The organism is Profundibacter sp. (genome assembly GCF_965277155.1).
GTDB lineage: Bacteria > Pseudomonadota > Alphaproteobacteria > Rhodobacterales > Rhodobacteraceae > Profundibacter.
Genome location: NZ_CBDIBV010000007.1, coordinates 64,511 through 77,172, shown reverse-complemented (window position 1 = coordinate 77,172; position 12,662 = coordinate 64,511). Strand labels below are relative to the sequence as shown.

Annotated in this window: 14 protein-coding genes and 2 pseudogenes; 9 read left to right on the top strand and 7 right to left on the bottom strand. The window is 58.4% G+C overall.

The features are described 5' to 3' along the window. Positions 1-103: 103 nt before the first annotated feature. From ACQY4M_RS06685 to ACQY4M_RS06675, 3 genes are read left to right on the top strand one after another with little or no spacing between them, the layout of a single operon-like run. Complete coding sequence (locus ACQY4M_RS06685) at positions 104-532, top strand: Lrp/AsnC family transcriptional regulator (protein WP_428542373.1); 429 nt, start codon at positions 104-106, stop codon at positions 530-532. Between the two features lie 49 nt (positions 533-581). Continuing rightward, positions 582-1,019 (top strand): MbcA/ParS/Xre antitoxin family protein, encoded by a 438-nt coding sequence (locus ACQY4M_RS06680; protein WP_428542370.1) that lies wholly within the window; start codon positions 582-584, stop codon positions 1,017-1,019. Further along, positions 1,016-1,693, top strand: a complete 678-nt coding sequence (locus tag ACQY4M_RS06675; RefSeq protein ID WP_428542367.1) for an RES family NAD+ phosphorylase — start codon at positions 1,016-1,018, stop codon at positions 1,691-1,693. The genes ACQY4M_RS06680 and ACQY4M_RS06675 overlap by 4 nt, the downstream gene beginning before the upstream one ends. A 93-nt stretch (positions 1,694-1,786) precedes the next feature. Here ACQY4M_RS06675 and ACQY4M_RS06670 read toward each other — a convergent pair whose 3' ends face one another. Continuing rightward, positions 1,787-2,245, bottom strand: coding sequence for a disulfide bond formation protein B (locus ACQY4M_RS06670; RefSeq protein WP_428542364.1), 459 nt, complete (start codon positions 2,243-2,245; stop codon positions 1,787-1,789). After that, a complete protein-coding gene (locus ACQY4M_RS06665) occupies positions 2,242-2,820 on the bottom strand; it encodes a YqaA family protein (protein ID WP_428542550.1) in 579 nt (192 codons plus the stop codon). The genes ACQY4M_RS06670 and ACQY4M_RS06665 overlap by 4 nt, the downstream gene beginning before the upstream one ends. Before the next feature lie 120 nt (positions 2,821-2,940). Here ACQY4M_RS06665 and ACQY4M_RS06660 point away from each other — a divergent pair. The 3 genes and pseudogenes from ACQY4M_RS06660 to ACQY4M_RS06650 form a co-directional block, all read left to right on the top strand. Then, positions 2,941-3,030, top strand: a pseudogene (locus ACQY4M_RS06660) (KPN_02809 family neutral zinc metallopeptidase); the annotation flags it as partial. Between the two features lie 96 nt (positions 3,031-3,126). Beyond that, the gene (locus ACQY4M_RS06655; RefSeq protein WP_428539230.1) at positions 3,127-4,377 is read left to right on the top strand and encodes an IS256 family transposase; all 1,251 of its coding nucleotides are present in this window, start codon (positions 3,127-3,129) and stop codon (positions 4,375-4,377) included. A gap of 74 nt (positions 4,378-4,451) precedes the next feature. Continuing rightward, positions 4,452-4,742 carry a hypothetical protein gene (locus tag ACQY4M_RS06650; protein WP_428542361.1) on the top strand — a complete coding sequence of 97 codons (291 nt, stop codon included), beginning with the start codon at positions 4,452-4,454 and terminating at the stop codon, positions 4,740-4,742. Here ACQY4M_RS06650 and ACQY4M_RS06645 read toward each other — a convergent pair. From ACQY4M_RS06645 to ACQY4M_RS06625, 5 genes and pseudogenes are all read right to left on the bottom strand, one after another. Next, the gene (locus ACQY4M_RS06645; RefSeq protein WP_428542358.1) at positions 4,723-5,937 is read right to left on the bottom strand and encodes an MFS transporter; all 1,215 of its coding nucleotides are present in this window, start codon (positions 5,935-5,937) and stop codon (positions 4,723-4,725) included. The genes ACQY4M_RS06650 and ACQY4M_RS06645 overlap by 20 nt on opposite strands. Positions 5,938-6,013: 76 nt before the next feature. Then, positions 6,014-7,285: a cobyrinate a,c-diamide synthase gene (locus ACQY4M_RS06640; RefSeq protein ID WP_428542547.1), complete on the bottom strand. Its 1,272-nt coding sequence runs from the start codon at positions 7,283-7,285 to the stop codon at positions 6,014-6,016. 48 nt (positions 7,286-7,333) lie between these two features. After that, positions 7,334-8,023, bottom strand: a pseudogene (gene cobA, locus ACQY4M_RS06635) (uroporphyrinogen-III C-methyltransferase); the annotation flags it as partial. Between the two features lie 38 nt (positions 8,024-8,061). Continuing rightward, positions 8,062-8,739, bottom strand: a complete 678-nt coding sequence (locus ACQY4M_RS06630) for a hypothetical protein (protein WP_428542355.1) — start codon at positions 8,737-8,739, stop codon at positions 8,062-8,064. Further along, on the bottom strand, positions 8,736-9,467 hold the full coding sequence (locus tag ACQY4M_RS06625; RefSeq protein ID WP_428542352.1) for a hypothetical protein: 732 nt from the start codon (positions 9,465-9,467) through the stop codon (positions 8,736-8,738). Before ACQY4M_RS06625 ends, ACQY4M_RS06630 begins: the two co-directional genes overlap by 4 nt. Positions 9,468-9,567: 100 nt before the next feature. Here ACQY4M_RS06625 and ACQY4M_RS06620 point away from each other — a divergent pair, with 100 nt between their 5' ends. The 3 genes from ACQY4M_RS06620 (at position 9,568) to ACQY4M_RS06610 (ending at position 12,661) form a co-directional block, all read left to right on the top strand. Beyond that, positions 9,568-10,611, top strand: coding sequence for an IS5 family transposase (locus ACQY4M_RS06620; protein WP_428539221.1), 1,044 nt, complete (start codon positions 9,568-9,570; stop codon positions 10,609-10,611). A gap of 269 nt (positions 10,612-10,880) precedes the next feature. Further along, a complete protein-coding gene (locus ACQY4M_RS06615; protein ID WP_428542349.1) occupies positions 10,881-11,930 on the top strand; it encodes a cobalt-precorrin-5B (C(1))-methyltransferase in 1,050 nt (349 codons plus the stop codon). Then, on the top strand, positions 11,927-12,661 hold the full coding sequence (locus ACQY4M_RS06610; RefSeq protein WP_428542346.1) for a cobalt-precorrin-6A reductase: 735 nt from the start codon (positions 11,927-11,929) through the stop codon (positions 12,659-12,661). Before ACQY4M_RS06615 ends, ACQY4M_RS06610 begins: the two co-directional genes overlap by 4 nt. The last annotated feature ends 1 nt before the right edge of the window (position 12,662 follow it).

The following is a 12,662-nucleotide window of genomic DNA, read 5'->3' as shown; positions in this document are numbered from 1 at the left end:
TGTCGCTGTTCCTATGTGTAATTTGATAAATAGGCTGGCTCAAAGGAGGCAAAACGGCTATATCGGAGGAAGAATGGTCAATATGGATGCTAAAGGTTCCGATATGGATGATACTGATCAAAAGCTGATTGCCACCCTGCGCCGCGATTCCCGCGCGCCGCTGTCCAGTCTGGCAGCGGAACTGGGCCTGTCGCGCACCACTGTGCGCAGCCGGATTGAACGCCTGATCAAGCGGGGTGAAATTCTGGGGTTCACCCTGCGTCTGAAAAGCGACATTGCCCATGCCCCCGTGCGTGGCATGATGATGCTGGGGATCGAGGGGCGCGGGGCGGAAAAGATCATGCACCGCCTGCTGGGGATCGCGGCGGTGCAGGCGGTTCATTCAACCAATGGCAAATGGGATTTGATCGCTGAAATCGGCACCGACACGCTTGAGGAGCTGGACAAGGTGCTATTCGCTATCCGCCGGATTGACGGGGTGATGCGCAGTGAAACCAACCTGCTGTTGTCCACGCGCGGAGGGAAGGGTTGAAATACTACAGATATGGAGTTATATATACTTCAATACAGGAGTATCGCAAATGGCACTGACCCTTGTCGCCCCAGAACCCAAATACACAGACGCCCCGCTGATCGACTTGACGGATCGCGACACGCGCGAGCGGCTGTCGGATGGTGCGGTGCGGGCATTTTTCAACATCATGGAGGCCTGGAAAATCAATGATACGCAGGCCAAGGCGCTGTTGGGCGGCATGTCGAACGGGGCGTTCTATACGCTGAAAAAAGGTAGCGGCAAACGGCTGGACGAGGACCGGATCAGGCGGATTTCCTATCTGGTCGGCATCTTCAAGGCGCTTAATGTCCTTTATGATCAAGATCTTGCCGACAGGTGGATCACCCTGCCCAACAGCAACCGGATTTTCGGGGGCAAAGCACCGCTTGATTACATGCTGCGCGGTGGCCAGCCTGCGTTTCAAACCGTACGCCGCCTGCTGGATGCCCGGCGGGGCGGGCGGTGAAGCTGCCGCCGCTGACCACCCTGCGCCAGCTGGACACGCATCATCTTGTGCCCTCGAAGTATAGCGAGGGGGGCGATAGCGTGCTGGCGCGGATTGCCGATGATGACGGGCATCTGGCCGATATTTTCGATCTGGACCACGCAACAAACGATCGTTTGATGGCAGAGAATAATTTGCTGCCCGGCATCGGCATTGACGAACTGGTGTTCGGGGTGCCGCATTACCGGATGGTGAATGCCGCCTTTTGCCATGCGGCCCCCACCGGCGCGCGGTTCAACGAGCCGGATCGTGGCGCGTGGTATGCGGGGTTCGAGGTTGAGACCTCGCAAGCCGAAGTGGCATTTCACAAGGCGCTGGAACTGGCTGAGGTGAACTGGTGGCAGCAAAGCGTCACCTATGACGATTATCTGGCCGATTTCGGCGGGGATTTTCACGATATTCGCAGGCAGGGTGATTTTGCCGATTGCCTGAGAGCGGACAGCTATGTGGCCTCGCAAACCCTGGCGGAACATCTACTGGCAGATGGGTCGGCGGGGGTGTTGTATCCATCGGTGCGCACGAAGGGCGATTGTATCGCCTGTTTCCGCCCCGCGATGGTGGGGAATGTGCGCAAAGGACCGACATACAGGTTCACTTGGGAGGGTGATCCGGTGCCGGTGATTTCGGTGGAATAATGCAATGCTAACATATCCATTAAACCGGTTTAATGGATATGTTGATTGAACCGCAGCCAAGGCAGATTAGTGATATTTAATAGAGGTTTGCGCCTAGCTGCGTTTCCATGCCATCAGCCAGATCGCGGCCAAACCGAAGGAAATAATCGCGTTCCATGTGGCCATCGACAGGGTGAACATTTCCCACGGCACTTCGTCACAGCGGATCAGGGGGGCGGCCATAATCTGTTCCAGCAGATCGTCGGCAGACATGCCCGATGTGCCAGAGGACGTGCAGGACGTCGGTCCTTCCCACCAGTTACGCTCTACCCCTGTATGGTAGATGCCAATTGCCCCTGTGGTTGCCGCGCCCAGCATCCCGACCAATGGCCAGAACTTGCCGCGCATCATCAGCGCCAGCAGGCCAGCCGCAACCGCCACCCCGTGCGGCCAGCGTTGCCAGATGCACAGTTTGCAGGGCGCCATGCCACCGATATATTGAAAGGCAAAGGCCCCGAGTAACAGGGCCAGAGAGCCGCCAGCGGCGACGATAATCAGATTATTGCGTGTCATATGTATTTCACCAGATAGAAGCCGCCCAACAGCAGCAGGATAAACAACGTGAACATAAGGCCAAGCCGTTTTTCGATAAAGTCACGAATTGGTGCGCCGAATTTCCATAAAAGGGCCGCGACAATAAAGAACCGCAAGCCCCGTGCGATGATGGACGAGACGATGAAAACCCCAAGGTTCAGCCCCGTCCAGCCGGACATGATGGTGATCACCTTGAATGGAAATGGCGTTACACCCGCGATCAGCACCGCCCATGCGCCCCAATCTTGGAAACGCTGGTTAAATTGTTCGGCCGCGTCCGTTTTGCCATAAAATTCAAGCATCGGTTTGCCGACCACGTCAAACAGGCTGGCACCGATATAATAGCCCAGCAAGGCTCCAGTCACCGAGGCCACCAGCGCCACACCGGCAATCAGAAAGGCGCGGCTGGGGCGGGCAAGGATCATCGGGATCATGATAATATCGGGCGGGATCGGAAAGACCGAGCTTTCCAGAAACGCCACGAACGCCAGCGCCCACAGCGCATAGGGGCTGTCGGCCAGTGCCAAAGTCCAGTTGTATAGTCGCCTGATCATTGTTTTTGTGCCCGTTTTCAGTCCATCCACCATGACAGGGCCGCGAGGTCAAGCATATCTGCTATTGCGAGGCGTAAATCATCCGTTATTCTGGCGGAGAAACTGTATGTGGAGAGTGCTATGAAGTGGCAGGGACGTCGAGGAAGCCGGAATATCGAGGATCGTCGCAGGATGTCTGTAGGTAAAACTGCAGGGGTTGGCGGAATTGGTGCGAGTAATGCCCGAAAGTTGGTGATGGGGTGATTGGGTGGCATATCATGGCGGTGTTGACGCGCCGCGATTCTCAGAGAGAAAAGGATATGCCACATGGAAGACGATACTATTTTGGAGTTTACCGATCCAGCCGGAATTTCACCTGATCCGCTGACGGATATCTTGCGCAAAGGCGCGCGGGATCTGTTGGCACAGGCGGTCGAGGCCGAGGTTTGTGATCTGATGGCGCAACACGCGCATTTGAGGGATTCGGCCGGTCGCCAGCGCCTTGTTCGCCACGGATACCTGCCGGAGCGCGAGGTGATGACGGGGATCGGCCCTGTCCCGGTGAATGTGCCTCGGGTGCGTGATCGTGGCACGGGGGCGGAGAAGATCAGGTTCACCTCGACGCTTCTGCCGCCGTATCTGCGCCGGGCAAAGTCGGTCGAGGAGTTGTTGCCCTGGCTCTATCTCAAAGGTATTTCCACGGGTGATTTCGGCGAAGCACTGGCGGCCCTTCTGGGGCCTGATGCGGGTGGTTTGACATCGAGCACGATTTCGCGCCTGAAGGCGGAGTGGTGGGCAGAATACGAGCGTTGGAACCGGCGTGACCTGTCGGCCAAACGCTATGTGTATTTCTGGGCCGACGGGGTTTATTTCAAGCCGCGCACGGATGCTGACAAGCAATGCATGCTGGTGATCATCGGCGCGGACGAGTGGGGTAACAAGGATGTTCTGGGCCTCGTGGACGGGTATCGAGAAAGCAGCCAGAGCTGGCGTGAACTGCTGCTGGACTTGCAACGTCGTGGCCTCAGAAAAGCCCCTGATCTGGCCGTTGGTGATGGCGCGCTCGGCTTCTGGAACGCCTTGCGGGAGGTGTTCGGTGAGACCCGGGAGCAGCGCTGCTGGGTGCATAAAACCGGCAACGTCCTGAATGCCATGCCGAAGTCGCTGCAAGCCAAAGCCAAGGGCCATCTACAGGACATCTGGATGGCCGAGAACAAACGGGACGCCGAGGCCGCGTTCAATTTCTTCATCGAAGCCTATGGCGTGAAATACGAGCGTGCCGTGGGGAAGCTGACCAAGGACCGGGACGTGCTGCTGACCTTCTACGACTTCCCTGCCGAGCACTGGAAACACATCCGCACATCCAACCCCATCGAAAGCATATTTGCCACCGTGCGGCACCGAACGAAGAAGACCAAAGGCTGCCTCGGGCGCAAGACCGCCTTGGCAATGACCTTCCGCCTGATGATGTCGGCAAAGAAGAAATGGCGTAAACTCGACGGCGCATTCCGATTGCCGGAAATCATCGAAGGGGTTGAATTTAAGGACGGGATCAAGCAGGAAAAACATGCCGCCTGATTACTGCGTCACCAACTTTTGGGCATAGCTCTCGTCATTATGATGCGATCCGCAATTACGGAACGGCTGTGGGGTTGGCGAATTTCCTGATCGCGGTGCCGGAACTTAAGCCGCGCGGACGCCACCCTTTGCCCGATGAAAGCCCCGAAGCACTGGCCGCGCTTGCTCAGGACGGATTGGACAGGCTGGCACAGGTGGCCAAGGCAAAACCCGTTTGCGCCGGGCCTGCCTTGCGGTCCGGCTGGGATAGCGCGCGGGTATTGAAGCGGGTGGTGAAACAGCCCGAAAGGGTGTTGCAGGGCCGTTTGCAGACCTCGGCTTTCCGGCGCAAGCTGTCGCTGCTGGTTATTGGCCTTCTGGGCTAGGCCTCAACACCAGCCAGATCAACGCAGCCTCGGCCAGCGTCAGGAACGGGATCATTGCCATGTTCACGGCCTGCCATCCCGCCTGTGCATTCCCGCCCGAGCAGTTCATCAACCCGCCAGAGGCTAATGATGCCAGCGTCACGCCGCCAAACACCAGCATATCGTTCAGCCCCTGGATCCGGCCGCGTTCTTCTGGCTCGTATGACGCCGCCAGCATGGATGTGGCGCCGATATAGCCAAAGTTCCAACCAACGCCCAGCAGGATCAGCGCGATAAAGAACTTGTCCAGTTCCACCCCCGTCAGCGCCACCAATCCGGCCGATGCCAGAATGGCCAGCCCGATCGAGATGATCTTGACGGGGCCAAAGCGGGCGATCAGGTGACCGGTGAAAAACGACGGGATATACATGGCCAGAACGTGGGATGATACGATATCGGCGGCGGTATTGCGCTGGAAGCCGCAACCGACAACGGCCAGCGGAGTGGATGTCATGATCAGGTTCATCAGCGCGTAGGACACCATGGCACAGATGATGGCCACTGCGATTTTCGGGGTTTTCAGCAGTTCCATCCGGCTGCGTCCTGCCGGTGCGCCCTCGACCGGTGCAGGGGGTGTGGGGATATTCAGGAACAGGAACATCATTGACCCGACAAGGTTAATCACAATCACCGTCAGATAGCTGCCCAGAAACGGGATCACCATTGCGTCCGCTGTCAGTTTCACCAGTTGCGGCCCGATCACGGCGGCGGCCAATCCACCCGCCAGCACATAGGAAATCGCTTTGGGGCGAAAATCCTCGGTCGAGGTATCGGCGGCGGCGAAACGGTAGAATCCTTGACCCGACATATAAACACCGGTGAACAGGGATCCGGCGATGAACACCGGAAACGACTGGATAAACAGACCATAGGCGCTGATAGATGCGCCGAGTGCGCCAAAGGCGGTGCCCAGCATAAACCCCGCGCGCCGGCCGTATTTCTGCATGAAGGCCGACAGCGGTGTTGCGGCAAGGACCGACCCCAGAATGATCACCGATATCGGCAGGGTGGCAAAACACGGATTACTGGCAAGGCTAAGGCCCGCCAGACCGCCCAGAATAAAGATGATCGGCATTTGCGCACCCAAAAGGGCCTGCGCCATCACCAGAATGGCCACATTGCGTTTGGCGGTTGATATGGAAACGTCAGCAATCATGTCCCATCCCTAGCGGGGAAGGCGGCGCAGGAAAAGCCCCGAAATTGTATCGCTACAGGGTTCAACGCGAATTGCCCTACAGCTTTTCGATCAGATGGATAAAGGATCCGCTGACATTGTTGTGGATCAGGCCCATTGGTCCCAGGTCTTTGCCTTCGGCGTCTTCTGCCATGAACAGCGGCGTGCCCTCGGCGCGGATCGTACTGGCGTAATGGAATTCATGCGCGGCATAAAGGCCGGTGAACAGCCCTTCGGTGGCGGCCACGTTGCGATAGCCAAGGTGCAGTTTGCGTTTGGCAAACGAGGTTTCCAGCGGCAACAGGCCCAGCATTTCATGGCGGGTGCCATCGGCATCGGTCAACCCGTTGCCAAGGGCCATATAGCCGCCGCATTCGCCATAGATCAGCGTGCCGTTCACCTGTGCCAGTTGCATCGAGGTTCGAAATGCGGTGGCTGCCGCCAGTTGTGCTGCATGCAATTCGGGATAGCCACCCGGCAGAAATATCATGTCAGCTTTTGGTGTAGGTTCGTCTGCCAATGGCGAAAAGAACTGCAATTGCGCCCCGTTTTCCCGCCAGTCCTGCAGGATATGCGGATAGGCAAAAGCAAAGGCGCGGTCCTGCGCGATGGCGATGCTTTGGGCCGGTGGTTTCAGGCGCTTTGGCGTGCTGGCTTTGGGCAGGGGTGCTGCAAGTTTCATCAAGGCGTCCAGATCCAGAGCCTTTTCCACAGCTTCGGCGGCGCGATCCAGATAGGCCGCCAGATCGGGATGCTCGCCAGCCTGCACCAGCCCCAGATGGCGCGAGGGATGCTCCAGCCCGCTTTGGCGGTACACCTCGCCCAGAACCGGGATGCCCAGCGGGGCAAGGGCGCGGGCCAGCATGGATTCATGGCGCGGCGAGCCGACGTTGTTCAGGATGATGCCCGCGATCCGCACGTCTTTGTCATGGCCCGCAAATCCGGCCACCAGCGGGGCGACCGATTGCGCAGTCTTGGCGGCATCCACGATCAACACCACGGGCAGGTCCAGCAGTCGCGCCAGATCGGCGGTGGCGCCTTTGCCAACAGGGGGCGCGCCGTCAAACAGACCCATTGCGCCCTCTACCATCAGCAAACCGTCACCGGCGGCCAGTGACCGGATACGATCGGGCGTCATCGCCCAGGCGTCCAGATTAGGGCAGGGGATGCCACATGCGGCCTCGTGAAAGCGCGGATCAATGTAATCGGGGCCGGATTTCGCACCGCGCACCATGACCCCGCGTTTGGCCAAGGCCCGCAGGATGCCCAGCGTGATGGTGGTTTTGCCAGCGCCCGAATTGGGGGCGGACAGGATCAGGCCATTACCCATTGGTGCTCTCCAAAATATCCACGGTGCCGCCAATGCAAATAACGGCGGGGGGGACATGGGGTGGATGGCCAGATCATCGGTGATGCGGCCCAGTGTGGTTTGCAATATCTTTTGTGTCGGCAGGCTGGCATCCGTGACAATCGCCACGGGTTCATCTGCGCCGCGACCTGCCGTCATCAACGCATCCGCAATCGCGCTAATCCGTTTCAGCCCCATATAGATCACGATCACCGGTGCCGCGCGGGTAATCGCGGCCCAGTCGGTGGCCGGATCATGGCCGGTGGCGAAAATCACCGCCTGATTGACATCGCGGTGGGTGACGGGAATACCCGCCATCGCCAGCCCGCCAATTCCGGCCGTGACTCCGGGAATAACACGGTATGGGACGTTCGCGGTGGCCAGCACTTGCGCCTCTTCCCCGCCGCGGCCGAACATAAAGGGATCGCCCCCCTTTAGCCGCAACACCCGCTTGCCATCCTGTGCCAGTTCCACCAGAGTTTTCGAAATCTGCGCCTGCGTGGCCGACTGCCCGCCGCGTTTGCCTACGTAAACCCGTTCAGCCGCCGAATTGCCCAGCGCCAGTATATCCGCCCCGATCAATGCGTCATGCACGATCACATCGGCCTGTTTCAGCGCGTTCACTGCATGCAGCGTCAACAGCCCCGCATCACCGGGACCGGCACCACACAGCCATACATGGCCGGCGGGAAAATCGGGAAGGGGGACAGATTCGCTCATGGTCCTGTTATGGCGAAACAGATGCGGGGCGGGAAGGGTTAGCTGTGTAAAAGGAACAAAACGGCACAGATAATGGCGGCTTTGGCCAGCAACAAAACCGGTTTGTTATGGACGGATTTGCCCGCAAAGCGTTTTACTGAATTCTGCCCGCCGTTAATAAATATGACTGCAGACACTATAAAGATGATCTGGTCGCCTCTGTTGGACTGGTGCTTGGCGGAAACAAAGTCGGCCGACAACAAGATATAGGTTAGCACGAACATGAACAGGGGAACGAAAAATATGGAAAGCCAGTCTGTGCGCAACTTGTTCCTGTCATAATCCTGCACAATATAGTCAGGGGGTTGCGGGATGCGTATTGTGGCCATCACACCGAAAGCGATGGCAACCAGCAGCACCGCCAGCTTGACGGTTGCAGGCGCCGTTTGAACATAGGGAAACCCCGCAGCCGCATCCAGCAGAACCACCAGAAATACGTTGAAAACACCATAGACCACCCTGCGCCAGTGATTGTCGGGGTCCAGTGCCAAAGCAACCGAGAGCGGCTCAAGGGCGTAAGGGGTAATCGCGATAAGCGCGGCGCTGTACACCATCCTGAACCACAGGGCATCGGTTCCGGTGACGAGTGTGGCGACGGCCCAGACCATTGCCGCCATCATCAAGGTCAGCGCAAGGGTGACGGGGATAGGTTGGCGATAGCGGAGCAGGTCGATCATGAGTAGGCCTTTAACAGGAGCCGTGAAATCGTATTGGCCAATACGATTAGTGTGGCAATGAGAACAGAGATGTCCTCGTTGCGGGTAATATATTTGCCTCTAAGATAAACCTTTTTCCTGGGACGTGTGGTATCCAGTGGAAATAGACCCACGAGAATTATCACCAACATGAGCGGCAAAGTTGCTAAATCGGTGCCTCTTGTTGCCGATTCATCAGTCAAGGTTGGTGTAATCAATGAATTATATACCTCAAAAATCAAGAGAAGCGGAAAGATGTAGTGAAAGTAGAACCAAAAAAATCCGTTCCGGTCCTCGCTTTTAACAGGTTTATAGATTTCAACGATGTCCGTGGGGATGTCAGGTGTTTTGCGACCTGCGTAGAGGCCGACTCCCAATGCAACGGTAACCAGCAGCAGTTTGCTGAAAGACGAGGAATACTGGATATAGCCAAAGAAGGCGATAATCGGGAAAAGGCAGAATATATATGCTGCCAAGGCCCCATACAATAGCCGCAAATTGCGATCTTCCGGAGAATTGGTAATGGCAACGGCAACGGGTTCGAGCACGGCGGGGGTAAGCAGTACAAGCGCAAATACACTTGTTACCCGAAACCACAGGTAATCGGTTCCGGTGATGTAGTTGGCCAAGACCCAGACAGTAAAGGCGACAATGCCAGCCGTTAATAGGGTAGTCGGCAGGGGTTGGCGGTATTTGAGAAGTGTTGGCATTCGTCACGCATTCACAATGATAAAGACCTCTGCATAACATCGGGATTCCCCCGGGTTGGCCGTTTTGGTAAGCTAGCCGGGAAATCTCTGGGGTGAATAGATGGACCTTTTCCTGCACGAAGCGGCGGCACGGATCGGCGCGGATGACGTTCTGTCGAAGATCGACGCGCTGATGGATTGGAACTCGTTTTTGCCGATCCTGCGGCGCGGTCTGGGGCGCTCGGGGATCGGGCCTCAGGGCTATGATCCGCTGGTTCTGTTCAAGTGTCTTCTGGTTGGCCAGTGGCACGGGCTGAGCGACCCGAAGCTGGAGCGGGCCTTGAAGGTGCGGCTGGATTTCATGCTGTTCTGCGGGCTCGATCTGCACGCGTCGGTGCCGGATGAGACGACCCACTGCCGGTTCCGCAATGCGCTGGTCCGGGGTGGCGTTTACGATGAGCTGCTGGCCGAGGTCTGCCGCCAGATCGAGGCGCATGGGCTGAAGCTGAAAGAGGCTGAGGCGGCGATCATTGATGCGACCCTGATCGCGGCGGCGGCGCGCCCGCGCACCCATATCGACGCCCCGCAGGACCGGGCAGAGGACGGGGCAAGGGAAGGGACGCCGGATGATCCGCCCGAGGTCTCACCCGACGGGGCACAGCTGCATTTCAGCGCCGACCCTGATGCCCGCTGGGTCAAGAAGGGCCGCAAGAGCACGCTCGGCTACAAGGGCTTTGCCCGCTGCGACGAAGAGGGCTTTATCGACAAGGTGCACACCACGCCCGCCAATGCCGCCGAAAGCCCCGAATTCGCCACCATGATCGCGGGCGCAAAGGCGCAGCGGGTGCTGGCCGACAAGGCCTATGCGAGCAAGGCCAACCGCCAGATGCTGCGCGGCAAATACCGCGACGGCATCCTGCGCAAGGCAGCGCGCGGCCGCCCCCTGCGGCAATCGGAGAAACGCTTCAACCGGCTGATTTCGAAACGCCGCTTCCGCATCGAGCAGACTTTCGGCACGATGAAACGCCTCTTCGGCCTGCAGCGGGCGAGATATTTCGGGCGCGCCAGGGTGCATGCCCAGATGGTCATGGCCGCCATCGCGCAAAACCTGCTCAAGGCCGCAAACAGGATCACCCTCAACCCGCAAACCCCCGCAATCGCATAGCCCCAAACCCCGCCACCCGTCTGTCCGCCGGACCCGCAGGGGCGCAAGGTGGGCGGCCGAAATCTTGCTTCAACCGAAAGCCATGGCCTCATGCAGAGGTCTTTGATAGATTGTGGGAAGCTTATTCAAGGGATTGCGTAAATGCAATGAAAAGCTCCCCTTACGGTTCTCTGCGCCCCCGAAATCTTTCAAAGATTTCGGCTGTTTTCTTTTAAAGAAAACAATTCCTTCACCCTTGCCGCTGTGACTTCGGACATTATAGTCCCCCCATGAAACAGGACCCCGCCAAAACCCTGCGCCGTGGCTGGACCACTGGCGCCTGTGCCACCGCTGCCACCAAGGCGGCGTTGATGGCGCTGTGGGGCGAGGGATTTCCCGAACATGTGTCGATCACCCTGCCCAAAGGCGAGACACCGGATTTCACGGTGGTGAATACGCGCGCAGGCAAGGGCTGGGCCGAGGCAGGGATCATCAAGGACGCGGGCGATGATCCCGATGTGACCCACGGGGCCGAGGTGCGGGTGCGGGTTTCGGCTAGCACAGGCGGCGTGGTGTTTGCGGCGGGCGATGGTGTGGGGATTGTCACCAAGCCCGGATTGCCGGTGCCGGTGGGCGAGCCTGCGATCAACCCGAAACCGCGCGAAATGATGCTTGGCGTGGTTGAGGAAATGGCCACAACATACGGGAAAAGAACGGATATTACCCTAACGGTTTCAATTGTAAACGGGGCGGCGCTGGCCCTGAAAACATGGAACCCACGCCTTGGCATCAAAGGGGGCCTGTCGGTTTTGGGCACCACCGGCGTGGTGCGACCGTTCTCCTGTGCGGCGTGGATTGCCTCGATCCACCGCGGGGTGGATGTGGCGCGGGCCACGGGACAGCCCCATGTGGCGGGCTGCACCGGCGCGACCAGCGAAGCCACGGTGCAGGCGCTTTATGATCTGCCCGATCACGCAATGCTGGATATGGGCGATTTCGCGGGCGGCCTGCTGAAATATATCCGGCGGCATCCGGTGGCGCGGCTGACCATTGGCGGGGGTATCGGCAAGATCACCAAGCTGGCGCAGGGGGCGGTTGATCTGCATTCGGGGCGCTCGCAGGTGGATTTCGCGGCGCTGGCGGGGATGGCGGGGGATGATCGGCTGGCAAAAGTGAATTCCGCACTGGAAGCCTATGAAATAGCTGGTAAAAAGATGGCTGACAAAGTAGCCACACAGGCGCTGCTGGCTGTTCAGGATATATTGCGGGATACGGATACCAATGTGGATATCGTGATTATTGACCGCGCTGGAAACATCATTGCAAGGGCGGGTGAATGAAGCTGTTATTATTGGCGGGCACAAGCGAAGCACGCCGTTTGGCGGGGGCTTTGGCCGAAATACCGGAAATAGACGTGATCGCCTCGCTTGCCGGTGTGACGCGCGAGCCGCTGGACCTGCCGGTGCCGATGCGTTCGGGCGGGTTTGGCGGGCGTGATGCGTTTCGGAAATACTTGCAAGATCAAGGGTTTGATGCGGTGATTGATGGCACCCATCCGTTTGCGCAGATCATTAGCAAACGCTGTTTCGAGGTGGCGCAGGAGCTGGACATCCCGCACTTACAAATCCTGCGCCCGGCGTGGGAGCCGGAACCGAGGGATTTGTGGACTTTCATTGATGATGAAAGCGAGGCCGCGCAGCATATCCCGCAAGGGGATACGGTGTTCTTGGCCACGGGACGCCAGACACTGCACCGGTTTGACAACCTGACCGGACGGCAGATCATTTGCCGACAGATTGAAACTTCCGAGGGGGAATTCCCGTATGAAGGCGGGGAATATCTGATCGGGCGACCGCCGTTTTCGGTGGAAGAAGAAGTGGAGCTGTTCACGCGGCGCAAGGTCGATTGGCTGGTGGTGAAAAATGCAGGCGGGATGTTAAGCCGCACCAAGCTGGTGGCGGCACGGCAGTTGAAAATTCCCGTGCTGCTGATCAACCGCCCGCCGCTGCTGCCCTGCAATCGGGTGGAAACGGACAAAACGGCGCTGGACTGGGTCAGGGGGCTGTTGTGAG

Bases quoted from the DNA above. Each gene is read 5' to 3' on its own strand.
- ACQY4M_RS06640 (WP_428542547.1), bottom strand. From the start codon at position 7,285: ATGGGTAATGGCCTGATCCTGTCCGCCCCCAATTCGGGCGCTGGCAAA.
- ACQY4M_RS06615 (WP_428542349.1), top strand. From the start codon at position 10,881: ATGAAACAGGACCCCGCCAAAACCCTGCGCCGTGGCTGGACCACTGGC.
- ACQY4M_RS06620 (WP_428539221.1), top strand. From the start codon at position 9,568: ATGGACCTTTTCCTGCACGAAGCGGCGGCACGGATCGGCGCGGATGAC.
- ACQY4M_RS06680 (WP_428542370.1), top strand. From the start codon at position 582: ATGGCACTGACCCTTGTCGCCCCAGAACCCAAATACACAGACGCCCCG.
- ACQY4M_RS06645 (WP_428542358.1), bottom strand. From the start codon at position 5,937: ATGATTGCTGACGTTTCCATATCAACCGCCAAACGCAATGTGGCCATT.
- ACQY4M_RS06670 (WP_428542364.1), bottom strand. From the start codon at position 2,245: ATGACACGCAATAATCTGATTATCGTCGCCGCTGGCGGCTCTCTGGCC.
- ACQY4M_RS06630 (WP_428542355.1), bottom strand. From the start codon at position 8,739: ATGATCGACCTGCTCCGCTATCGCCAACCTATCCCCGTCACCCTTGCG.
- ACQY4M_RS06610 (WP_428542346.1), top strand. From the start codon at position 11,927: ATGAAGCTGTTATTATTGGCGGGCACAAGCGAAGCACGCCGTTTGGCG.
- ACQY4M_RS06655 (WP_428539230.1), top strand. From the start codon at position 3,127: ATGGAAGACGATACTATTTTGGAGTTTACCGATCCAGCCGGAATTTCA.
- ACQY4M_RS06685 (WP_428542373.1), top strand. From the start codon at position 104: ATGGATGATACTGATCAAAAGCTGATTGCCACCCTGCGCCGCGATTCC.
- ACQY4M_RS06625 (WP_428542352.1), bottom strand. From the start codon at position 9,467: ATGCCAACACTTCTCAAATACCGCCAACCCCTGCCGACTACCCTATTA.
- ACQY4M_RS06665 (WP_428542550.1), bottom strand. From the start codon at position 2,820: ATGATCAGGCGACTATACAACTGGACTTTGGCACTGGCCGACAGCCCC.